The sequence below is a fragment of the Streptacidiphilus neutrinimicus genome, assembly GCF_000787815.1.
GTDB classification, from domain to species: domain Bacteria; phylum Actinomycetota; class Actinomycetes; order Streptomycetales; family Streptomycetaceae; genus Streptacidiphilus; species Streptacidiphilus neutrinimicus.
In genome coordinates this window covers 1-21897 of the sequence record NZ_BBPO01000098.1, presented here as the reverse complement: position 1 = coordinate 21897, position 21897 = coordinate 1, and the positions used below count along the sequence as shown (strand labels likewise).

The window sequence follows — 21897 nt, the reverse complement described above, 5'->3', positions numbered from 1 at the left end:
GGCCAGGCGTGGAGCGACACCGGCGGCACCAACAGCCCCAACACCGTCGACCCCACCGTCGGCGACACGGGCGGCTGCACCAACAGCAGCCCCCAGACAACGAGTACCGCTCCCATCACCACCACCTCCGTCGGCGGCCCCGCCTCCTACTGGCAGACCTACACCTACGATCTCCTCGGCGACCGCACGAGCATGGTCAACCACGACACCACCGGCAACGCCGCCAACAACACCACCCAGACCATCGCCTACCCCGGCACCGACGGCACCACCCCGGCCACCGACCCCAACCAGGGCGGCACCGTCACCACCAGCAACCCCACCCTCGGCACCACCACCGAAACTCCCACCCACACCGACACCGGCTACACCCCGGCCGAGAACGCCGGCAACACCATGAGCCGGAAGATCTCCACCACCGGCCGGGTCAGCACCGCGTTCACCCTCTCCGGCGGCGGCAGCCTCTGCATCGACGACGCCACCAGCTCCACCACGCCCGGCAACAAGGTCCAGGTCTACACCTGCAACGGCACCGCCGCGCAGAACCTGACCATCGGCACCGACTCCACCGTGCGCGTCCTGGGCATGTGCCTGGACACCACCGGCGAAGCCACCACCACGGGCACCACCGTCGTCATCAACACCTGCGACACCACCAAGAAGACCCAGCTCTGGAAGGCCAGCCAGGCCGGAACCCTGGTCAACGACGCCAACACCGGCATGTGCCTGACCGACCCCGCCGCTGGAGCCAAGTCGACCCAGCTCACCATCGCCACCTGCGGCACCACCGGCCAGACCTGGACCACCCCGTCCACCGCCACCAACACCGGTGCGATCCCGGCCGGCCAACCCCAGTACCTCACCTACGACCCAGAAGGCCGCACCAGCACCGTCACCACCTACAGCGGTGCCAGCACCAAGGCCAGCAGCTACCTCTACGACTCCTCCGGCAGCCTCCTCGAACAAACCAGCAGCCAGAACGGCAACGCCCAGACTCGCGTCCTGTACCTCTTCGGCGGTACCGAACAGATCACCGAGAACGTCCCCAACAACTCCTGCACGGCGCTGCGCTACTACACAGGTCCCGACGGCACCACCCTCACCCGCACCAGCGCCGGCAACCTCGCCTACCAAGTCGCCAACGGCCAAGGCACCGCCGAAACCGCCATCGACGCCAGCACCCTCAACGTCACCCGCCGCTACTACGACCCCTACGGCAACCTCCGCGGCACCCAGCCCTCGACGTGGGTCAGCACCGACGAGAACCACGGCTACCTCGGCAAACCCACCGACACCACCACCGGCCTCGACCTCCTCGGCGCCCGCAACTACAACCCCGTCCAAGGCCGCTTCACCACCCCCGACCCCGTTTTCGAAGCCGGCGACCCCAACCAGATGGGCGGCTACACCTACGCCGCCGACAACCCCGCCACCAGCAGCGACCCTACCGGCCTGTTCGCCTTCGGGAACGGCTGCAACACAGCAAACACCAATTGCAACAACGGCCAGGCCTCCGACCCAGGCGGCGCCGGCAGCGTCACTCCAGGCAGCACCGACACATCCAGCGGCAATAGAAACCAGGGATCCTCGTGCACGGGGAAGTTCGCCTGCGACGTTCATAACGCGCAGAACGACGCCACGGGAGCGCCCAAGGCGTCGGGCAGCTTCTGGGACGTGGTCGCAGGAACCGGGCGGACCTTTGCGGGATTGCAGGACCTGGCCATCTTTGGCCCGACTGCGCTCTTCGGAGTGGATCCATTCAGTTCCGCCTATGACGATTCCATGAGGAAGCTCGGAGTCGACACGAAGTCCGAATCCTATGCGGACGGAGGAATGATCTCGAGCTTCTTCCTCGGATTCATCGGTGGAGAAGGGAGCCTCGCCTCCACCATCGAGGAAGCGGACGGGGCGGCCGCTGCTGCCGCCGAAGACGGCAGCGCCGCCACAAAGGCCGTCCGGACTGCCCCTGGCCCAGCTAAAGGCCCGGCGCCGGATGGAATCGACCCACAGAGCACCACGGCGGAGACCAAGGCCACCAGCTCCAAGCCCGCCGCACCCAGCGAAGGGACTTCTGGAAGCACGTCGCCCTCCGGCTGCAGCTTCGCACCGACGACCCCGGTGCTTCTTGTCAGCGGTGCCACCGAGCCGATCGGGAAGCTGAAGGTCGGCGACCGCGTTGAAGCCGCCGACCCGAAAACCGGCAAGGAAGTGGGTGGCCGGGCTGTCCAGCACATCTGGATCAACCACGATACCGACCTCCTCGACGTCACCGTCAGCGATGGCAACGGTCACACCTCTGTCCTCCATACGACCGCCAACCACCCCTTCTGGGACGACACCACCCACACCTGGGTCCGCGCCGACCACCTGAAGGCCGGCCACAAGTTCGCCAGCACCCACGGCCAGCACCCCACGGTGGTCAACACCAAGGCGACCCCGGGCGCAGCGAACCGCTGGAACCTGACCATCCAGCAGCTCCACACGTACTATGTGATGGCAGGTACCACACCGGTACTTGTTCACAACACGAACTGTGGCACCCCGGTATTCCGTGGAACCACGAAGGGGTTTGAAGGCAGTCCGGGTACGCAAAGGGTTGGTATCACCCCGACTTCCTCCGATCCTGGAGTGGCAATCATCTTTGCGACACATTCGGAGCAATTTGGCGAATCGGTTGTCCAGATCGCCACTCCTGGAGACCTGGCTGGGGTGCCCACGTACGAGGGCTACATTCCTTCAGAGGCGGAAGTCGGCGTGGAGCTATCCCCAGGAGAGTTTGCTCAACGTGCGAGCATTGAGATACCCGCGTCGGCGGCCCGCGACATTCTAGGCCGCATGGGCATCTCAATACCGTCAAGAATCGGCATTGAGGATCTCTCGCCGCTCTTGTCGACTACGCCGAAGTTGACGCCAGAGCAGGTTAGCCAGTTCATCGATGAAGCGGGGTCCTACAGTGGCTGATGGAGTTCTTGGAATCGAGCGAGTCGAAGACTGCTCGGAAGTTGGCACGACGTGCATCGTTCGCTGTTTGCGAGGAGCGGTATCCATAGGAGATGTCTTCCGAGCGGGAAAGACGAACGCTGGCGATGTCGTGGAACTCGAAGTGGTTGCTGACTCGATTTGGCGATATGAGCGGGTCGTGGAATTCATCGATGCTCCCCATGTAGCCAAAGTCCGGTTCTCCGGAGTGTCGGCCAAAGCTCTCGAGGGTCTCTCGAAAATTGCGACGGAGGAGCTATAGGCATGACAGTCGGAAGCTGATGCGCTATTCAGCAATGGCGTCATTCCCATAGCTCTCATCGGGTACCCGATACAACCGAGCGGCCCGCCAGAAATGTTTTTCCGGCGGGCCGCTGTGGTGTCTGACGGCAGTAGTTGACGGCAACGTCAGCGGACGGGTGCTGCACAAAGCGGTGGGTCGTCGCCGTCGTCGGGCTCGGCGGTGGTGTCGGTGAGGTTGCCGAGGGCGTGGCCGAGGAGGTCGATGGCCTGGCGCTGGAGGCGGAGGCGGACGTGTGCGTAGACCGTCGCGGTCACCCCGATGTGAGCGTGACCGAGCAGCTCCTTGATGACGACGAGTTCGACGCCCTGCTCCAGGAGGAGCGTCGCGGTCGAGTGCCGGAGGTCGTGGAACCGGATCGGCCGCACGTGCGCCTCGCGGAGTAGCGCGTTGAAGTGCCGGGTGAGTGTGGCGGGCTCGATGGCATGTCCATCCAGCCGCGTGAAGACGTACCCGTTGTCCCGCCAGGCCGGGCCCGCCTGCGCCATCTCGCGTGCCTGCCGCTCGCGGTGTCCGCGCAGCGAGGTGATGCAGGGGGCCGGTAGGGCGATGCGGCGCTCGGAGCTGATGGTCTTTGTGGGCAGTCCGGTCAGGCCGTTGCTGCGGGTGCGTTGGAGGGTGCGGCGGATGCTGGCGGTGCCGGCGTCGAGGTCGAGGTCTTCCCAGCGCAGGCCGAGGAGTTCGCCCTTGCGCAGGCCGGTGCGCAGGGCGAGTTCGAACAGGGCGGCGAGCCGGTGCCCCTGGGCGGCGGTGAGGAACTGTCGGGCTTCGTCGGCCGTGAGGGGGTTGAAGCGTCGGGGGCGGGGTGTGCCTGTGCGGACGTTGCGGGCGACGTTGCGTGGGATCTCTTCCTCGCGGACGGCGTGCTCCAGGGCGGACTTGAGCACGGAGTGGATGTACGCGAGCGTCAGTGGCGAGAGCTGCTTGCGGCAGCAGTGGCCGAGGGCGCAGCAGCGAGGGCGGCGGCTGGCCTGCGCGTTGGGGTCGCGTCGGGCGTCGGTGCCGCGTGCGCAGCACTGGCAGACGGTTCGCAGCTCGTTGAGCCAGGTGCGGACGTCTTTGGCGGTGAGCTTGGCGAGCTTCTTCCGGCCCAGGCCCGGTATCAGGTACTGGGCGACGACGGCGGTGTAGCGGGTGTGGGTTGTTTCGCGGAGGTGGTGGACAGCGACGTTCTCCAGCCAGTACGTCAGATACGCGGCGAGGCTGCCCTGGGCGGTGACGACAGCCACGCCGCGGTTGCTGGCCGCGATCTTCTCCGTCAGCTTCGCCAGCGCGTCCGTGCGTGTTGTGCCGTAGACGCTGACGCGTTTGCGGGTGCTGCCGGGGGCGAGGACGTATCCGGAGGCTTCCCAGCGGCCGTCTTTTCGCTGGTAGACGGTGCCGTCTCCGTTGGCGCGGACGCGGCGCGAGGTCGGGTTCGGGGTGAGGTCGGCGGTTGTCATCAGGCGGCTTCCTGTTCGAGGCGGGTGGTGATCAGGTGATCGAGGGCGTGGGCGGGGACGCGTCGGGCTCGCCAAGACGATCCTCAAGCGTGCCGGCCAGCAGGCCGGCGGGATCGAGTTCGGGCAAGCAGCCCGGCAGCTGATCACGGCTCAGCCGTCGCTGGCCGACTCGAGAGCGGAGCGATCGCGGTCGACAGCTCCCCGCGACCGCCCGGGCCCAACCGCCAGCGAACCGGACCTGCAAAATTTTGCAGGACATCGCGGGGAGGTAACGGCGGTGCCGAACGAGGCGCAGGCGAGTCCCGGCGCGGACCAGATCGCAACCGCGCCGGCTGAGGTGACAGCCGGTACTGGCATCTCGGCACCGATGGAGGTCAGCTCGGCGACGCCAGATCGGAGTGAGGTCCCCGAGGCGGTGCCGAACTCGGGGACGACCAGGACCGCGGTCGGGCTGTACCGGGACATCGTCAGCCACCTTCAGGCCATCGAGCGGCTCGCATCCTCACCGTGCCTGGCGCCCAACGGCCCGGGCGAGGAAGCCGAGTTCGACCAGCTCCACGAGCAGATCACCACCCGCCTCGCTCAGATCCTGCACTCGCTCACCGCCGAGGGCTGACCCCACATGGCTGCGGTCCACCACACGGTGGACCGCAGCCACTCCCGATCACCACTCCGCCTCCACCTGGAACAAGGCCATGTCGAAGAGGTCCACACCGTCAACCGTCGCTGGTCCGACGCAGAGGACCCCGTGCTGTGCCACCGCTGTGACTCCCACGGCTGCGTCAATCCCCACCACCTCCGCCTCGGCATCGCCGCCGAGAACCGGGCAGAGTGGGCGCACCGGCGCCGGGATCTGGGCGGACCGCTGGCGGACGTGCGCGGTGCAGTCGCGGTTGGTCCTCGGCCGTGGGTGTGACCCCGTGGGTGGGGTCGGCCCGGAGCGTCTCGCGTGCGTCGAACGCCCGCCGAGTGGGTACCCGCGCGTACAGGACAGGACCCCCGGTCGCGTCCGGACCTGCCCCCTTGGTTCGGACGCGACCGCGGGTGCGCTCAGGGCACCAGGACCAGGCGTCCGCGCAGGCCGCCGTCGGCCAGGCGGGCGTGTGCCTTCGCCGCTTCGGCCAGGGGGTAGGTGTCGGCCACCCGGGTGGTCAGGGCGCCGGCGTCGACCAAGGAGACCAGGTCCTTCAACTGTGCCCCGTTCGCGGTGACGATGACGGGGCGGATCTGGATCTCGCGGGCGGGCGTCGGCAGAAAGGTCGGTACGGTGCTCACGTAGGTGCCGCCGTCGCGAACCCAGTCCAGCGCCGTGTCCGGCAGGGGGACGGTGTCCAGGACCGCGTCGTGCCGGCCGACGACTCCACCACGCGGAACGAAGTGACTGGCCCCGAACTGCCGGACAAGGTCCTCGTCGGCTGGCCCTGCCAACGCGGTCACCTCGATGCCCCGGTGTGCCGCCAACTGGACGGCGTACCCGCCGACGGCGCCCGCAGCGCCCGTGACCAGCAGGGTCTGGCCCTTCTCCAGGCCCGCCGCATTCAGGGTCTGGAGGGCCGTCAGGGAGTTCAATGGCAGCGTCGCCGCGTGCAGGGGGTCGACCGACGTCGGCGCCGGTGCCACCGCCGTGGCGTCCACGATCACGTACTCCGCGTGCGTGCCACGTCCCGGCGGCTTCATCAGCCCGGCCGCGAGCGCGACGACCTCGTCGTCCACCGCCCAGTCCGCGCTCGCGCCGACGGCGTCGATCCGCCCGGCCACGTCCCAGCCCAGTCCCAGGGCCGTGTCCGCCTGCCCCACCAAGCCGGCACGGACGGCGACGTCAGCCGGATTGAGCGCCGCGGCGGCGACCTTGATCCGCACCTGGCCGTCCCCCGGCTCAGGGACGCTCGTCTCCACGATCCGTACGACCTCCGGTCCGCCGAAGTCCGTCACGACGGCAGCATGCATGGCACATCTCCTCAAGGGGGGGTTGGTGAAGCCCGCCCCGCCGGGGCACCCCGCGGTCGGCGGGCTCTGCGTTGGTGTCTTGTGCGCGCGGTGGCGCGGCGGGCCTGCACCCTTGCGGGCGTGGGCGGTTGCCCGGCGATAGCGCCGAAGGCTGTGGTCGGCTGTCCGGGGACCGACCCGATGCCTCCAGATCCGGGGTACCGCCGTCCGGCGTGGCCGTGAAGGCGGCAATCCGAGGCGAGGCGTGACCGAGCCGGTGGGGCCTACTTGTCGTGCCAGGCCTTGTGGACGAACTCCAGTCGGTTTCCGTCGCGGTCGGCGACGTTGGCGGCGTAGTAGCCGGGAGCGAAGTAGGTCCGGTCCGCCGGCTTGCCTTCGTCGGCGCCGCCGGCGCTGATCGCGGCAGCGTAGGCGGCGTCGACGGCGTCGTTGCTGTCGCAGACGATGCCGAGGTACAGGCCCGTCTCGCCCGGCTCGCGCTGGCGCAGCCAGATGCTCGATCCCACGCCGCCGCCGACGTACGTGGCATCACCGATGCCGACGAGGTCCGGGACGCCCGCCGGTGCGCTTGAAGCGTCGAAGTTCCCGAACGCGGTCCAGCCGAGGGGCTCCAGAGCCGCGAGGTAGAACGCCTTGGACTTCTCGATGTCGGTCACGGAGATGTAGACGTGGTCGATCATGGTGCAGCTCTTTCAGTTCGACGGGTTGTCATATGTGGATTGCCGGTTCGGCCCCGAGTCACCTGGCGTCGGGGTTGACCTCATCCAGAGACTGCGGCCAAGCGCGCCGGTGCACGACCACAATGGATGCCGAGGCGGTCGGCTTGGACGGCCGGATGTCGCCTCGATCCGTTGCGTGGCCACCTCGCTGACGGTCAGTCACGCAGCGTCGCGGGCCCGGTGGCCTCCAGGACCGCGGAGGCCGGTCCACCCGGATGTCCGCGCCGCCGGGCGCGGTGGCGCGGGGGTATGTCCGGCTGGGCGATCTCGTTGGCGAGCGGCGAACCGTCTCGGCCAGTGCCGCCCGCCCTGAGTGCGACGGGCACCGCCTTGCTGTTCATAACTCCATGATGGAGGTCAGAGGCAAGACAATCCATGCTCATTGCGCTCAACTTTATGCGTAGGACTCTCATGTCTTGACCTATGTGACGAAACCTGGTCACGCTGATCGCATGGACCTGTTGTCTGACCACCTCCTGCGGGCCCGCGCTACGGGCGCCGTGTTCGCGCGTACGATCGCCGATCCGCCGTGGGGAATGCGGCTGGGCGGCTCGATAGAGCTGTCGGTGCACACGGTCGCCCGAGGCCGGGCCTACCTCTGGATGGACACTCCCGGCAGCACGGTGGAGCTCCTCCCAGGCACGGTCACGCTGGTCCGCGGCGGAGCGACCCACTACATCGGGCACGAGCCGGGCGCGGAGTGCCTGGAACCGCAGGAGTTCCGAGCCCGTCACAGGCGGACAGAGCCTGCAGAGAACCCGCAGGCCACGGTCTTCCTGTGCGGCGCCTACCAGTTCTCCGGCGACGTCGGCCGCGCACTGCTCGACGCGCTCCCCGAGGTCATGACCCTCTCAGCGGCCGACGACGACCCGCTACGCGACGTGATCACTCTCCTGTCGCGCGAGCTGGTCCGTACCGATCTCGCCCAGCAGATCGTCCTCGACCGCCTCCTGGACCTGCTCCTGGTACTGGCCATCCGCGCCGACTTCCGACGCAGCGCGACCGCGCCGCGCTGGTACAAGGCCTCCGCGGACCCACGGCTCGCCACAGCCCTGCAGGCCATGCACGAGGACGCCGCCCGCACCTGGACGGTCCCGGAACTCGCCGACCTCAGCGGCCTTTCCCGGGCCGCGTTCGCGCGCGTCTTCCGCGAGGCCCTCGGCCAGGCCCCCATGCAGTACCTCACCGAATGGCGCATGACCCTCGCCCGTGACTACCTGCGCGCCGACGCTCTCAGCCTGGCCCAGATCGCCGACGCCGTCGGCTACAGCTCTCCCTTCGCCTTCGCCGCCGCCTTCCGCCGCCACCACGGAGAAGCGCCTGGCACCTGGCGGCAGCAGCAGCGAGCGACCGCGGATACGCGCCTGCTGACCACCCACGCCGGCTCGTGAGCAGGGGTGCATCATGCTGTGCTGGCACGCGCTCACCGCCGCCCTGGACAGGCCGGTCAGAATCAGCCGGTGTCGCTGTCCAGACATTCACCGTGAACAAGCGCTCCATACCAACAGCCTGCGAACGTCCCTGCAGGCCAGGCCTGCCGCGGGGCAGTCTGCCGAGGCACGTCAAGCTCGAACCACTCGCCCGCCCTGACCGTCGGTGACGACGACCCGGCCGGGCTTTCCTCCCTCAACCTTGGCGGCGACCTGAGCCAGGTTGTCCTCGACGTACTTCTGCGCGGCTTCTCCCGCTTGGGCGGACTTGTCGAAGATCCGGACCAGTCCACCCCGGTCGGCGAACATCCGGGCGATCCTGCGGCCGAGGGTGCCTGCCCCGATCACGGCAACGGGACGGTTCGGGATGTTGGTGGGGAGCGTGAAGGCCATGATCATGTCTGCTTTCCTGACGGCTGCTGGATCGGCGGACACCCCAAAGCGAGACAGTCCACGTGTCGTGGTGGTATCCGCAGGCCACCTCGACGTCGAGATCGCACAACGCCAACAGTCCGTCGCGGCCGAAGCCGCGGTCGTCATCCCTGCGGGCGTTGGGCACCGGTTTTGGAACTCATCCGCGGAGCCGGCGACTTTTCTCGACGTCGAGGTGACAGCACCGTCCGCATTCGACAGGTTGGCCCCGGAGGCGTAAGCCCCGCTGGGCGCCCTCATGGTCCGTACATGCCCAGCGTGCGCGTCAGATTTTACCTTTCTCCGCAGGCGATGGCGCAGGTGTGGTCGTAGCGTCTAGACGTGCAGGCTTAAGTGAAGATCGCGTTCGTGGCAGATCCCAGCCGGCGGTGCCCTCGTTGCCGGAGTGGCAATGGAGATCGAGCGGACGGACGTCATGTCTGTCTTCGCCCACGACGCCGGCGGCACGGAGTGGTCCGGTGGTTGCACAGACGGAACCGTCCTGCCAGTAGCGGAGCCCCGAGACGGCAAGCGGCACTGAACCGACGCCCATCCGGTCGAGGCGTCACCCACTTGTCGCCGCGTCACCCGGCTGGATCCTCCCCCGCGCGCCCACGCTGGCCGAGCCCTAGCGTGACGCTGCGGCAACCTCCCAATCCCCAATGAAAATCGGAGAACGTTGCGATGCCCTCGGCTCAGACCAAGCGGATGACCATCGGTGACTTCCTGCTCCGCCGGATGGCGGAGGCCGGGATCGGCCACATGTTCGGCGTCCCGGGTGACTACAACCTCGAACTGCTCCAGCAGATGCAGGACAGCGGCGTGATGACGTGGGTCGGCAACTGCAACGAGCTCAACGCCTCGTACGCTGCCGACGGCTACGCACGGCTGAACGGAATGGGCGCGTTCCTCGTGACCAACGCCGTGGGCGCGATGAGCGCAATCAACGGAGTCGCGGGCTGCTACGCCGAGCACGTACCGGTGATCGCGATCTGCGGATCGATCCCCCTGCGGTCCATCGACCGCAACCAGGGGATGCACCACACCATGGCCGACGGCACCTGGGACCGCTTCCTGGCGGCCTTCGCCCAGGTGACCGTGGCGCAGGCCCGGCTGACTCCGTACAACGCGGCGATCGAGATCGACCGGCTGATCCTGACCTCGTGGCGGCAGAAGCTCCCGGTGTACATCGAACTGCCCTCCGACATCGCCTGTCTCGAGATCGAGGTGCCCGCGGAGCCGCTCTCGCTCGAGCAGCCGCCCAGCGACCCCGAACGCCTGCGCTCGTGCGTGGCGGCGATCGCTGGCCACCTGTCCGACGCGAAGTCGGCCGCAATCCTGGTGGACTTGGACGCGGACCGGTTCGGCGTGGCCGACGAGGTCCTCGAGCTGGCCGAGAAGATGAAGCTGCCGGTGGCGGCGTGCAGCACCGCGAAGGCCGTGATCAACGAGACCTCGCCCTATTTCGTGGGCACCTACAACGGCAAGGCGAGCGCTCCGGAGACCATCGAGGCGGTCGAGAACAGCGAGTGCCTGTTGACGATCGGCTACCGGCCGATCGAGGTGACCACGGGCGACTTCTCGGCCCAGCTGCCGGCCGACACCATTCGCCTGCGCGGTCACTCGGCCGACGTTGGGATCGAGAACTTCCAGGCGGTGACGCTCAAGGAGGTACTGCGCGGGGTCATCGACGCGGTGTCGCCGGTCGCGGAGCGGGCGATCCGCCGGCCGAGCATGCCGGCGCTGCCGGAGACCGACGGCTCGGCGAAGCTGAAGCAGATGGCCTACTGGAAGGCCGTCTCTGAGTACGTGAAGCCCGGGGACGTGCTGCTGGTGGACAACGGCACGTCCTACGCGCTGTTCGGTCTCCAGCTGCCGGAGGGCTGCACCTTCGTCGGGTCGGTGAACTGGGGCTCGATCGGCTACGCGGTCGGCGCGCTGCTCGGCACGCTGACCGCGGCGCCGGAGCGTCGCCACCTGCTCTTCATCGGCGACGGCTCGTTCCAGGAGTCCGCCCAGGAGCTGTCGACCATCCTGCGGCACGACCACAAGCCGGTCATCCTGCTGATCAACAACGGCGGCTACACCATCGAGCGGGGCTACCTCGGCAGGGACGAGCACTACAACGACGTCGCCAGGTGGGCGTACGCGGAGCTGCCGAAGGTGCTCTGCCCGGAGACGACGGCCCGCTCGTTCGTCGTGAGGACCGGTGATGACCTGCAAAAGGCGATGAGCGCACCGAACGACACGATGATCTTCATCGAGTCGGTGATGGACCCGCACGACATCCCCGCCATGATCGCCGCCAGCAGCAACCACGGTGCCGACATCGACTACGGCCCCCGCGGCCCGCACCACCGCAAGGGCGTCCAACTCCTCGCCGACTGACAATGATCGTCGCGGTGGCGCCTCTGGGGGGCGGACCCGACCAGGGGCGCCAGCGCCACTGTGCCATGCCGACCCCGCCTCTCACCGGCATCACACAGAACACGGCAGATCCAAGATCAATACCCGCCGATGCGGACGATCCTGTGGATAACTCCGACGCCCGCGCGGATCCCCTGCGGATCCGGCGCCTCCGCGAGACTGTCTAACGCGCCCGGGCAACTGAGTCGTTGTGCCACCGGTATTGTCTTTTCCGTCCGGTGCTCGCGTTCCACGGTTGCCTTGGTGTGATCGCGGCCGTCCAGGTGCCGTCGTCGCACCGCCTGACCAGGGCTTCTTTCCTCTGCTCCATCCGCTTGGATCCCGCGAAGCAGGCGGTCACCCTGGGCCACTGCCGACTCTCTGTGGGAGTGCGAGGCGAGCGCTTTTCGACCCGGATTCGACCCCGACTTTTCCTGATTGCTCAGGTATGGGCTCTGGCCTGTGGCGTTGTGTGGCGGCGGACGAGTCGGCCATATACGCCGGGTTCTTCCGCCCTACCTTTCCGACCTGCACCGACGGGGTAGCGAACCGGTCGTGACCTGCGGGAAGGGCAGTCAGAGGCAGTCAGAGGGCGTCACAGGCAGTCATGCTGCTTGGCCCCCGATTGGCCCCGAGTCTGGCCCCCGTTTGGCCCCGGGCTGATGCTGTGAGCGCAGGCCTGCCTCCGAGCTGTGCCGGACAGACGAATGCCCCCAGGAGTGGAGTCCCGGAGGCTTCGCTGGCACCGATTGGAGGTCGGTTCCGGGCACCACCCGCGGTTTTGACGGGCCTCGGTGGTGGTGTCCACGTCCTTGCGAGACTCGACCAGGATGCCATCTCCTGTCTTCCCTCGGCAGCGGTCCGAGGAAGCGCCCCCAACCCAGTCTCATCGCCTGCCGGCGGGCGCACCCGACGGCCTGGGGCTGGGCAGCCTCCCGCCGGCGGCGGCCGATCTGATCCTGCTGGGTGATCTCGGTGGCCGGTACGCGACCGGTGCCTATTCCCGGCTCGGCGGCGACGGGGCGGTTAGGCCGCGGGAGCGGCGGCAGGCGGAGTCCGAGCACGGGCACCGGATCACGGCGGCGATCGCGTGCCATGTGGCCCGCGCCGGCGGGACGGTCGAGCAGCTGGCGCGGCTGTTGTTGCATCCGGAGCACGAGGGTGGCCGCCACGCGCAGGTGATCGCGCTGCGCTCCGGGCACGCCCGCGCCCAGGGGTACGTCGAGCGCGTCTGGTCCAACGCCACCGCCCTCGTCGAGTCCAGCACGGATGTCGCGTCCCGCGGCGAGTCGCATGAGGATCTCGCGCGGCTGCGGGAGCGGATCGAGACCACCGCGTGGCGCGGTGAGCGTGGGCGGACCGCGCTGCGGGTCCTGCGGGCGCACCTGAACTTCGCCCAGGCCGCCGGGGGCCGCCTGCACTTCGCCAGTGAGCGGCAGGCGGCGGAGGAGGCCGGGATCTCCCGGCAGACCCTGCGGCAGGCCTACGAGCTGGTGCTGAAGCCGGGCGGCTGGCTGCGTCGGCTGCGGGTCGGCTACGGCACCGAGGGTTCGACCTGGTACCTCGCGGATGGACCTGCAGACTTGCAGCGCGCCCCTGTGTCTCGTGATCAGTCCAGTCAGTGCCCCCCCGACGGGGAGCTTGGGGAGTGGGCTACCCCTGAGACGGACACCGGGGCTGACGTCGATTCCCGGGTCATCGGCTTGCTGATGGGGCATGACGCCTTCGCCCACCACGCCCTCGGGTCTTCCGCGTTGATGGTCATCGGTGCTCTGCACGTCCGTCCCGGCCAGACTCCCGGCGAGCTCACGGTCTCCGCGTCGCTGTCGCGGGCGACCGCCTACCGCACCATCGCCCGCCTGGAAGGCCACGGGCTCGTCCAGCGGTCCGGCGCGGGCTGGGCGCTCACCGCCCAGGCGCTGCGGGGGATCGGTAACAGCGTCCCGGAGGCTGTTGCCGCCCCCGCCCCCGCCCCCACGGCCGAGCAGGCTGTTGCCGGGTGGGACGTCCTCGCGATCGCCTACGGCACTGCGGGGGTGGCGGCGGCCCGGCGCGCGCTGCACGCGGCGGAGCGTGCCGCCTACCGCGCCGCCCTCGCGGCTCTGGACGAGCGGCGCAGCCCTGCCCTGACGGCCGTGGTCGACGGCCGAACTGTGTTGGTGCCCGGCCCGCGCGCCGACGAGATCCCCACCGGCTGGCACGGCCCCGACGGGAGTGTCCTGGACCCGGTCACCGGACGGGCCGTGTCGGGCTGGCAGGTCGCCACCGACGGTCGCCTCATCCTCCTCAGCCCCGGCGACGACCGCAGCTACGACGAACTGGTCGCCGCCCACACCACCGCCCTGCACGAATGGGAGACAGCAGCATGACCACCACGCCCGCCCGCCCCACCGGCTGGAGCCCGGCCCGCCAGCGCCAGGCCCTGGACCTGGCCGCCCGCTACCGCCACGGGGAGACCGTGCGCGAGCTCGCCACCGCCACCGGCCTGTCCCGCACGACCATCTTGAACCGGCTGCGGATGGTCGACACCCCCATGCGCACCGCGCAGCAGACCAGGGAACTCCGTCAGGGCCCCGACCGCGCCCACCTGGCCAACCAGCTGCGGACCGCCTATCGGAGCGGGAGCACCGTCGCTGTTCTCGCCGACCGGCACAGCCTGTCGGCGCGCACGGTGCGCCGACTGCTCCGCGAGGCAGGAACCGTCCTGCGCTCCAGCGCCGAGACCCGCCGCCTGACCCGGGCCGGGCAGGACGCGGAGCGCCAGCGACAGTTGGACGAGCTGCGCCGCTGGTACGAGGCCGGGGTGAGCGTGCCCGCGCTGGCTGCCGTGCACGAGTGCTCGCCCTCGACCGTCTACCGGCTGCTGCACCGCGCGGGCACCACCCTGCGCCCACGTGGCCGAACCATCACCGGCCCCGCCAGCGCACCACCGTGACCGGCAGACCGATGCGGCCACTCAGCGCCGCCCGTCACCCCCGCCAACAACTCCTCACACCCGACCAAGGGATCGACTCGTGATCATTGCTCACATCAGCCCGCGCACCGGAGGCAAGACCACCTCCGTCGGCTGGCACAGCCACGCGCTGCACGAGCGCGGCCACCAGGTGGCGGCGTTCGAGGCCGACTACAGCCGTCAGCTCGCCGAGTGGGACGCCTGCTCCGGCGGGTTCCCGTTCCCGGTGCTGCAGCAGGCCTCCCCGCTGTTCTACAAGAACGCTCCACACGCGCTGCAGCACAGTCAGATCGGTGTCGTGGACTGCGGTCACGCCGAGGACCACCGCACCATCGTCCACTCCGTCCTGCGCATCGCCGACCTCGCCATCCTCAACACCGCGCCCACCATCGCCGACATCGACCGGATCGAGCGCCTGCCGATGGACCAGCTCATCGACGACGTCGCCGTCCTGCGCCCGGACGGCAAGCCGCCCGCGACATGGGTGCTGCTCAACCGCACCGTCGCCGGCGCCAAGGCCACCAACGACCACCGCAACTACCTGCGCGACCGCGGCTGGAACGTGTTCACCACCACCATCCCCAACGCCCAGCTCTACGCCCAGTCCATGCTGCGCCCCGTCACGGCCCGCGGCTCCGCCTACGACGAACTCGTCACCGAGATGACCCATCTCGGCCTGCTGCCCCCGATCGGAGACCAGTCGTGACCCCCACCGACCGCAGCGCACCGCTGCGCGCCCGCACCACCGACGCCGCGGTCATCCGTCCCGACGCGACGCTCCCCATGGCGCCCACGGCCAGGCCGGCGGACCTCGTGATCACCGGCGAGCTGATCCCAACACCAGCCGGCGGGCAGGGGAGCGGACCGCTGAGCGAGGTCGAGCTCCACGACCTCGGCGTGTGCGAGCGCGCGGTGGAGAACCTCGCGACCGCCACCTGGCTCGCGGGCAAGGCCCTCCAGACGATCCGGGACGGCAAGCTCTACCGCCACACCCACGCCCGCTTCGAGGACTACATCACCGAACGCTGGGACATCAGCGAGCGCGCCGCCTACCAGATGATCGAGGAATGGCCCCTGGCCGAACGCCTCAACCAGGCCTACGGCAAGCCCGTCACCGCCTCCCACATCCGCGCCCTCCTTCCCGTCACCACCCGCTTCGGCCTCGACGCCGCCACCGAGCTCTACCAGCAGCTCCGCACCCGCGCCGATGCCGACGGCGTCCGGCTCACCGCGCAGATCACCGGCCAGATCGCCAAGGCGGTCCTCAAGCGCGCCGGTCAGCAAGCCGAGCAGATCGAGTTCACCCAGGCAGCCCAGCAGCTGATCACAGCTCAGCCCTCACTTGTCGAAGCGAGAGTGGAGCGCCCTCGGTCCGCCTCGCCTGTCGAGCGGCCGGCCGTGGCCGGTGGCGACCCGGGCCTGCAAAATTTCGCAGGACATCACGCGGAGATAACGGCGGTGCGGACTGCTGCGCAGCCGGGACCACTGGTCGTGGACAACACCGGAGCCGCGCAGGCCGGTCCGGTGACGGTGAGCTCCGCGCCGACGGATGACAGGGCGTCGAGCGGAGAAATCGGTGGCGCGCTCGATGGGGCGCCGAGCTCGGGCGTGGTCAGGACCGCGGTCGGGCTGTACCGGGACATCGTCAGCCACATCCACGCCATCGAGCGGCTCGCCAGCTCGCCGTGCCTCGTACCGAACGGCCCGGGGGAGGAAGCCGAGTTCGACCGGCTCCACGATCAGATCACCACTCGGCTCGCCCAGGTCCTGCACTCTCTCACGGCCGAGGGCTGACTTCGCGTGGCTGCGGTCCGCCACCTCGCGGACCGCAGCCACGTTCCGATCATCAATCTGCCTCTCCATGGGGCCAGCCATGTCGAGGAGGTCCGCCCAGCCAACCGCACCACCGGCACCGACCCACGGCGGCGTCAGGGCTGAGCAGTTGTCCCTGCTCGGCGCGGAAGGCATCAAGTCCGAGGCGGTTGCCGGTGTTCAGCTCTCCTTGATTGGGCAACCAGTCCCAAAGCGACTGCCCGCGCAGCTCTGGCGCTCCTGGCTCGCCAGTCCCGCCGTGACGGAGCGTTCGAGGCCAAGCGATACGTGTGGCAGGACGAGCAGTGCTGGCCCTGGCTCGGTGCGGTCGGCGACACCGGTCACGGGAGTTTTCAGCGCGGCGAACCTCTCCGGAGCATCTGCGGCGAGGAACCGTCCGGGCGCACCTGCTCGCTTACCTGTTGGTTCAACGCGTGATAACTCGACTGGGCTGGTCGGAGTCGGAGGACCCGGTTGCCTTCCACCGTTGCGACTCCCACGGCTGGGTCAACCCCCTCAGCACTTACGTCTCGGCGCCGCCGCCGAGAACCCAGCAGGGCGGCGATAGCCGGATCCGCGTGCCTTCATCCCTCAGCGGTCCGTTCCGCGCCATTCGATCAGGAAGATCGTTGCATCGTCGCTGGTGTGGCCGCCGCGCGCTGTCTTGAGCGCGTGGGAGAGGGCCCGTGCGGTGGCGGCCAGGCCGTTTCCGGCGCGCCCCACGCGTGCGGCGCTGTCGATGAGCTGCGAGCGGCCGAACTGGGTTCCTCCCGGCGTGTGCTCCTCGACCACGCCATCGGTGAAGCAGACGATCCGGTCGCCCGGCTCCAGGTCGATCTCGCTGATCAGCGGCGCCTCGCCGCCGAAGCCGACGGGCAGGGTGGTCGGGCTGTCGAGGATCTGGATGACGTCGTGGTCGCGGACCAGCAGCGGCGCGGGATGGCCTGCGTTGACCCACTGCAGCCGTCCGGTTTTGGAGTCCAGCCGCATCATCTGCGCCGTGACGAAGTGCTCGGGGTCGAACTGGTCGGTGATGACCTGGTCCATGGAGGCGTAGATCTCCGCCAGCCCGACGCCCGCGCGCCGGGCGTGACGGTAGGCGCCGATCGCCGCGGTGGCCATCACTGCGGCCTTCAGGCCGTGGCTCATGGCGTCAATCACGGCGGCGTGCAGGGTGTCGCTGTTGAGGGCGTAGTCGAAGCTGTCCCCGGCGACGTCGTAGGCAGGCTCGAGGAAGCCTGCCACCTCGACCTCGCGGACCGACATCGTCAGCGGCGGCAACGGGGACCACTGGATCTCGGCGGCGACGCTCATCGGACGGCGCCGCCGTGCCCGGGTGAACAGGTCTGTGGACCGGTTTCGCGAGGTCAGGATGCCTGCCACGAGGGTGGCGAGCGTGCCCAGTTCTGCCCGTTCCTGATCCTTGAGGCGGTCCAGGAAGAGAGCCAGTACCCCGAGATGGTTGCCACCGTCCATCAGCGGGAGGTACACCCGCAATCCGGCCACTTCGGGCAACTCCACGATGCGCTCCTCCATCAGCGCCCGCCCCGCCGGCGAACCGATGATCGGCTCTGGGTCCGCGTCCGTCCGGCCGTCGCGTGGGAGCGGGACCAGGAGCAGTTGCTCGTAGTCCTGCAGCAGCAGCACCGCGTCCTGCCCGCCGACCGAGGCGAGCTCCTGTGCCACCACCGATGCCAGTAGCCGCGGGGGCACCGCGGCCGTACGGTCCAGGAGACGACCGAGAAGGTGCCCGCCGAACCTCCCGGCTCTCTCGCCCACGTGCACGGCCATATCTCTGTGACGCTCCTCCATGCAGCCATACGACCACGCTTTCGAAGTGGCCGCTGCCGTTGGCAGTTCTTGCCGACCTTCCGGTGGACCGGAGTAACGCGGCGATGATCCTGACCTCGCTTGCACCCGACGCTGCACCGTCGGGTCGGGCACGTGGTCCTTGGGACGGCGGCCATGCCGTTCCTCATGCACGCTGGGGGCGGACATCCGGGTATTTGCTTCCCGACGCGGGGCTGCCTACCTTGTCGGGTTCCGTCGTACTTTGGTTGCAGGGGTAGTGCCTCCGCAGCCGTCGCGGGGGGACACGATATGTACCGTGTCACAGCTGCGGTGGGCGGCCGCCCGCGAGGGGAGCACCGATATGCCCCAACCATCCTCCTCGCAGGGCGAGTTGCCGTATCAGCGGCTCCAGGGGCAAGGTCCCCGGTCAGGTTTTCGCCGAACCTGGGCATCGAAATATCCCAGCGGACACGACTGCCGCCTGCTAGGCTTCCTTTTAGTTGCAGTAGTGGTTCCCATGAACTTTGTGTGCGCCTGCTCATGTATGCGGGCGCATTTTTGTTTCCCGGATTTCTGTCCGGCGGGGTGCTCATCGCGGCGACTCGAAGCGCGCAGTGTGCGTGCTTCGGACAGCCCCTTGAAGGAGATTATTTTATGGCTAATGGCACTGTGAAGTGGTTCAATGCGGAAAAGGGCTTCGGCTTCATCGAGCAGGAGGGTGGCGGCCCGGACGTCTTCGCCCACTACTCGAACATCAACGCCAACGGCTTCCGTGAGCTGCTCGAGGGCCAGAAGGTCGAGTTCGACGTCGCGCAGGGCCAGAAGGGCCCGCAGGCAGAGAACATTCGTCCGCTGTAGTTTTTCTGCCGTGGCACCCGCCTAGTGCCGCATCAAGCAACGTTCGCCCTCTCCAGGTCGTCCTAGAGAGGGCCTCGTGCTGATCAGGTGAGATGGCTGTGAGCCCAGTGGGAGACGCCGCCGAGCTTGGCTGCCGCCACGTCAACCTCACCGGTCCGGATGGATTGGTCGACCTCGGCGTCGTAACCCTCGAGGCCGCACTCCTCCTCAACCATCCGAGCAATCCGATACGCCTCGGCCATGATCGGTAGCGCCGCTTGCCCCGGGTATCGGTAGGAGATCTCAATGGAGGCCGAGTCTCCGGCGTAGTCCAACTGGAGGTGACCGGCAGGCCCGTCGCGCCACAAGGTCAGGCTGTAGAGGTACTCCTCGGACGTGATCGGCCCCACCTCCCGAGAGATCCGCTGCGTGAGCCTGTCCCAGACGGCACGCTGGTCGCCGGTCAGGTTCATCGGGTCGGGCTCGGCTTCCGGGTCGTAGGCGGAATTGACCTCCTGCATGGTCTCGTCGAAGGTGCGGCCCGGCTCAACCCGCAGGAAGTAGATGTCGTAGGTCACCGTCCGCAGCCTACGGCCGCGGTCCCACTACCTTCGATGTCGTGGCGGAACGGGTGCGAGTGCGCGAGATCGACGATGACGAAGGCGGGAGGTTGCTGCGGATTGTCCGTCGGGGCACCGGGTCGGTGGTGACGTGGCGGCGGGCCCAGATGGTGCTGTTATCGGCCCAGGGCATGGACGTGGCAAAGATCGCGGTGGTGACGTTCACGAGCCCCGATCGGGTGCGGGACGTGGTCCACAACTTCAACGCCGACGGCTTCGCCTCGCTCTACCCGAAGTACAAGGGCGGTCGGCCCAGGACGTTCACGCTGCCCGAACGTCGGGAGATCAAGAAGGTCGCCAAGTCCAGGCCGGTCGAGCACGGCCTGCCGTTCTCAACCTGGAGCCTGGCCAAGCTGGCCGACTTCCTGGTCGCGGAGGGGGTGGTCGACGACATCAGCCACGAGGGCCTGCGCATCCTGCTCCGCGAGGAAGGCGTCTCCTTTCAACGCCTGAAGACCTGGAAGACGTCGAAGGATCCGGACTACGCGGTGAAGAAGGCCCGTGTCGAGCACCTCTACGCCATCGCCGACGGAGAGGTCCTGCCCGAGCCGGGCGAACCCGAGGTCGTTTTCTGCCTGGACGAGTTCGGGCCGCTCAACCTGCAGCCCCACCCCGGCCGGCAATGGGCCGAACGCGGCGGCAAGCACAAGGACCCCGACCGTGAACCGCGGCCCCGTCGGCGGGCGACCTACACTCGCCCGCACGGTGTCCGGCACCTGTTCGCCGCCTACGACCTGGGCAAGGACCAGCTCTACGGCCACATCAAGTCGAGGAAGCACCGCACCCGGTTCCTGGAGTTCTGCCGCTACCTGCGCAGCCTGCACCCATCCCAGACCCGCATCGCGATCGTGCTCGACAACTTCTCCCCGCACCTGACCACGAAGAAGGACTCTCGGGTGGGCGACTGGGCGAAGGAGAACAACGTCGAGTTCGCCTACACGCCCACCAACAGCTCCTGGCTGAACCGCATCGAGGCCCAGTTCACCGCCCTGCGCTACTTCGCCCTCGACGGCACCGACCACCCCACCCACAGAGCCCAGGGCAGCATGATCCGCCGCTACATCATCTGGCGAAACAAGAACGCCGCCGACAAGCGCCTCCGCGCTCTGATCAACAGGGCGAACGTTGCTTGATGCGGCACTAGCAGCGAGGGGCCCGCACCGCGTTTCATGCCCGGTGCGGGCCCCTCGGCATTGCACCACGAAAACACCCCGGCCCCACCAGCCCCTGGCCCCGCCACCGGTGGCCGATCTCCACGCGAGACGCTCAGCGCCGCGTTCGGATCGGCGCCCCGCTGTGACATTTCACAGCTCGAGGTTCTCGCTCCCGCCCACTGCGGTGAGCGCCTACCGCAGGTGACGTGCCGCACGGTTCTACCGTCCACGCCCCGCTCTTCACATCTGGCCCGCTCCCTTGCGGTCTTCGCCGGGGCCCCGCGCTGCGGAGCCTTCTTCGAGATCATGGCTACCTCGCGTCCGCCGGGTGGAGGGAGCGCAGGAAGGTGGTCAGGCGGCGGAGCGCGTCGCCGGCGTCGGTCAGCTCGGCGGCCGAGGGGCCGGGGCCTGTGCCATCGCTGTCGGTGGCGGTTTTGTGGCCAAGGAAGGGCGGGGCGAGTGCGGTCGCGTAGCGGGCCAGGAGTGCGGCCAGTTCGCCGCGGGTGGTCAAAGACGCGGCGGCCAGGTCGGGCGGCGGCGTCCCGCATGCGTTGGGCGCGTTCGGCGAGCGCGATCGTGCGGGGCAGTCGGGCGGGGTCGGCCCATTCCAGTTGCGGCAGCAGTGCGGCCAGTGCCGCGTGGTCGCGTGCGGTGGGCTTCCAGCGGTCTTCCTCGCGCTGTCGGCGCAGTTGGTTCAGTGCGTCGTCGACGGCGGCGGAGACGGCGGCGACGGCGGGGCGGATCGTGAACAGGTAGTCGGTGTCGGCCGGTTGCAGGATTCGGCGCACGTCACGACTGGGCGTGGCCAGCGAGAGCCTCACGCCGAGATAGGTGCACTACCGGCGGGGCGGGTGAACCCGCACGGGGCATGGACGAGTCTTCACCAGGCCCGCCGAGGACGGGCGGTAGCTTTCGTGGGTACCGCAGTTCCACGGGAGCCAGGGAGGATCGATGATTGCGATGACGCTTGCCGAGATCGCCGATGTGACCGGTGGCACCCTGCACGACGTGCCGGACGGCACGGTGCAGGCCACCGCGGGGGTGGCCTACGATTCCCGTGAGGTGCAGGTGGGCGGGGTCTTCCTGTGTCTGGCT

The 21897-nt window shown here is 68.7% G+C and carries 19 protein-coding genes; 11 read left to right on the top strand and 8 right to left on the bottom strand.

Annotated elements, in window-relative coordinates; genetic code table 11:
- Window positions 1-2961 (top strand): polymorphic toxin-type HINT domain-containing protein (locus TR48_RS39475; protein WP_174501763.1); only part of this gene is annotated, 2961 nt, incomplete at its 5' end.
- 426 nt (window positions 2962-3387) lie between these two features.
- Here TR48_RS39475 and TR48_RS34660 read toward each other — a convergent pair.
- Window positions 3388-4722 carry a tyrosine-type recombinase/integrase gene (locus tag TR48_RS34660; protein WP_042374547.1) on the bottom strand — a complete coding sequence of 445 codons (1335 nt, stop codon included), beginning with the start codon at window positions 4720-4722 and terminating at the stop codon, window positions 3388-3390.
- A 415-nt stretch (window positions 4723-5137) separates the two neighbouring features.
- Here TR48_RS34660 and TR48_RS34655 point away from each other — a divergent pair, with 415 nt between their 5' ends.
- Window positions 5138-5338, top strand: coding sequence for a hypothetical protein (locus TR48_RS34655; protein WP_236652463.1), 201 nt, complete (start codon window positions 5138-5140; stop codon window positions 5336-5338).
- 434 nt (window positions 5339-5772) lie between these two features.
- On the opposite strand, the gene TR48_RS34650 is transcribed toward TR48_RS34655, so the two are convergent.
- From TR48_RS34650 to TR48_RS34640, 3 genes are all read right to left on the bottom strand, one after another.
- Window positions 5773-6669: an NADP-dependent oxidoreductase gene (locus tag TR48_RS34650; protein ID WP_042374545.1), complete on the bottom strand. Its 897-nt coding sequence runs from the start codon at window positions 6667-6669 to the stop codon at window positions 5773-5775.
- A gap of 263 nt (window positions 6670-6932) precedes the next feature.
- A complete protein-coding gene (locus TR48_RS34645) occupies window positions 6933-7349 on the bottom strand; it encodes a VOC family protein (protein ID WP_042374543.1) in 417 nt (138 codons plus the stop codon).
- 194 nt (window positions 7350-7543) lie between these two features.
- Window positions 7544-7729, bottom strand: coding sequence for a hypothetical protein (locus tag TR48_RS34640; protein WP_042374542.1), 186 nt, complete (start codon window positions 7727-7729; stop codon window positions 7544-7546).
- A 111-nt stretch (window positions 7730-7840) separates the two neighbouring features.
- On the opposite strand from TR48_RS34640, the gene TR48_RS34635 reads away from it, so the two are divergent.
- Window positions 7841-8779, top strand: a complete 939-nt coding sequence (locus TR48_RS34635) for an AraC family transcriptional regulator (RefSeq protein ID WP_042374541.1) — start codon at window positions 7841-7843, stop codon at window positions 8777-8779.
- 171 nt (window positions 8780-8950) lie between these two features.
- Here the strand turns inward: TR48_RS34635 and TR48_RS34630 are convergent, their stop codons facing one another.
- Window positions 8951-9217 (bottom strand): 3-hydroxyacyl-CoA dehydrogenase NAD-binding domain-containing protein, encoded by a 267-nt coding sequence (locus TR48_RS34630; protein WP_042374539.1) that lies wholly within the window; start codon window positions 9215-9217, stop codon window positions 8951-8953.
- On the opposite strand from TR48_RS34630, the gene TR48_RS46730 reads away from it, so the two are divergent.
- The 6 genes from TR48_RS46730 to TR48_RS34600 all read left to right on the top strand — a co-directional run bounded on the left by TR48_RS46730 (window position 9186) and on the right by TR48_RS34600 (window position 16382).
- Window positions 9186-9470 (top strand): cupin domain-containing protein, encoded by a 285-nt coding sequence (locus TR48_RS46730; protein ID WP_152628339.1) that lies wholly within the window; start codon window positions 9186-9188, stop codon window positions 9468-9470. The two genes, TR48_RS34630 and TR48_RS46730, sit on opposite strands and share 32 nt — an antisense overlap.
- Window positions 9471-9913: 443 nt before the next feature.
- Window positions 9914-11617 carry an alpha-keto acid decarboxylase family protein gene (locus TR48_RS34620; RefSeq protein ID WP_042374535.1) on the top strand — a complete coding sequence of 568 codons (1704 nt, stop codon included), beginning with the start codon at window positions 9914-9916 and terminating at the stop codon, window positions 11615-11617.
- A gap of 848 nt (window positions 11618-12465) precedes the next feature.
- Complete coding sequence (locus TR48_RS34615) at window positions 12466-14004, top strand: transcriptional regulator (protein ID WP_236652462.1); 1539 nt, start codon at window positions 12466-12468, stop codon at window positions 14002-14004.
- On the top strand, window positions 14001-14570 hold the full coding sequence (locus TR48_RS34610) for a helix-turn-helix domain-containing protein (protein WP_236652461.1): 570 nt from the start codon (window positions 14001-14003) through the stop codon (window positions 14568-14570). The genes TR48_RS34615 and TR48_RS34610 overlap by 4 nt, the downstream gene beginning before the upstream one ends.
- 79 nt (window positions 14571-14649) lie before the next feature.
- Complete coding sequence (locus tag TR48_RS34605) at window positions 14650-15294, top strand: hypothetical protein (protein ID WP_042374533.1); 645 nt, start codon at window positions 14650-14652, stop codon at window positions 15292-15294.
- Complete coding sequence (locus TR48_RS34600) at window positions 15291-16382, top strand: hypothetical protein (RefSeq protein WP_042374532.1); 1092 nt, start codon at window positions 15291-15293, stop codon at window positions 16380-16382. The genes TR48_RS34605 and TR48_RS34600 overlap by 4 nt, the downstream gene beginning before the upstream one ends.
- A 609-nt stretch (window positions 16383-16991) precedes the next feature.
- On the opposite strand, the gene TR48_RS34595 is transcribed toward TR48_RS34600, so the two are convergent.
- Entirely contained in the window at window positions 16992-18212 is a 1221-nt protein-coding gene (locus tag TR48_RS34595) for a PP2C family protein-serine/threonine phosphatase (RefSeq protein ID WP_042374530.1), read from the bottom strand.
- Window positions 18213-18845: 633 nt separating this feature from the next.
- Here TR48_RS34595 and TR48_RS34590 point away from each other — a divergent pair.
- Window positions 18846-19049, top strand: coding sequence for a cold-shock protein (locus TR48_RS34590; RefSeq protein ID WP_037603820.1), 204 nt, complete (start codon window positions 18846-18848; stop codon window positions 19047-19049).
- An 83-nt stretch (window positions 19050-19132) separates the two neighbouring features.
- On the opposite strand, the gene TR48_RS34585 is transcribed toward TR48_RS34590, so the two are convergent.
- The gene (locus TR48_RS34585; protein ID WP_042374527.1) at window positions 19133-19606 is read right to left on the bottom strand and encodes a hypothetical protein; all 474 of its coding nucleotides are present in this window, start codon (window positions 19604-19606) and stop codon (window positions 19133-19135) included.
- Window positions 19607-19647: 41 nt separating this feature from the next.
- Here TR48_RS34585 and TR48_RS34580 point away from each other — a divergent pair, with 41 nt between their 5' ends.
- Window positions 19648-20781, top strand: coding sequence for an IS630 family transposase (locus tag TR48_RS34580; RefSeq protein WP_042374526.1), 1134 nt, complete (start codon window positions 19648-19650; stop codon window positions 20779-20781).
- Window positions 20782-21112: 331 nt separating this feature from the next.
- Here the strand turns inward: TR48_RS34580 and TR48_RS34575 are convergent, their stop codons facing one another.
- Entirely contained in the window at window positions 21113-21313 is a 201-nt protein-coding gene (locus tag TR48_RS34575; RefSeq protein WP_042374525.1) for a hypothetical protein, read from the bottom strand.
- Window positions 21314-21897: the final 584 nt, after the last annotated feature.

What these genes read in the sequence shown, in the direction of transcription:
- TR48_RS34660 (WP_042374547.1), bottom strand. Translation starts at nt 4,722, where the DNA reads ATGACAACCGCCGACCTCACCCCGAACCCGACCTCGCGCCGCGTCCGC.
- TR48_RS34650 (WP_042374545.1), bottom strand. Translation starts at nt 6,669, where the DNA reads ATGCATGCTGCCGTCGTGACGGACTTCGGCGGACCGGAGGTCGTACGG.
- TR48_RS34645 (WP_042374543.1), bottom strand. Translation starts at nt 7,349, where the DNA reads ATGATCGACCACGTCTACATCTCCGTGACCGACATCGAGAAGTCCAAG.
- TR48_RS34640 (WP_042374542.1), bottom strand. Translation starts at nt 7,729, where the DNA reads ATGAACAGCAAGGCGGTGCCCGTCGCACTCAGGGCGGGCGGCACTGGC.
- TR48_RS34635 (WP_042374541.1), top strand. Translation starts at nt 7,841, where the DNA reads ATGGACCTGTTGTCTGACCACCTCCTGCGGGCCCGCGCTACGGGCGCC.
- TR48_RS46730 (WP_152628339.1), top strand. Translation starts at nt 9,186, where the DNA reads ATGTTGGTGGGGAGCGTGAAGGCCATGATCATGTCTGCTTTCCTGACG.
- TR48_RS34630 (WP_042374539.1), bottom strand. Translation starts at nt 9,217, where the DNA reads ATGATCATGGCCTTCACGCTCCCCACCAACATCCCGAACCGTCCCGTT.
- TR48_RS34620 (WP_042374535.1), top strand. Translation starts at nt 9,914, where the DNA reads ATGCCCTCGGCTCAGACCAAGCGGATGACCATCGGTGACTTCCTGCTC.
- TR48_RS34615 (WP_236652462.1), top strand. Translation starts at nt 12,466, where the DNA reads ATGCCATCTCCTGTCTTCCCTCGGCAGCGGTCCGAGGAAGCGCCCCCA.
- TR48_RS34610 (WP_236652461.1), top strand. Translation starts at nt 14,001, where the DNA reads ATGACCACCACGCCCGCCCGCCCCACCGGCTGGAGCCCGGCCCGCCAG.
- TR48_RS34595 (WP_042374530.1), bottom strand. Translation starts at nt 18,212, where the DNA reads ATGGAGGAGCGTCACAGAGATATGGCCGTGCACGTGGGCGAGAGAGCC.
- TR48_RS34590 (WP_037603820.1), top strand. Translation starts at nt 18,846, where the DNA reads ATGGCTAATGGCACTGTGAAGTGGTTCAATGCGGAAAAGGGCTTCGGC.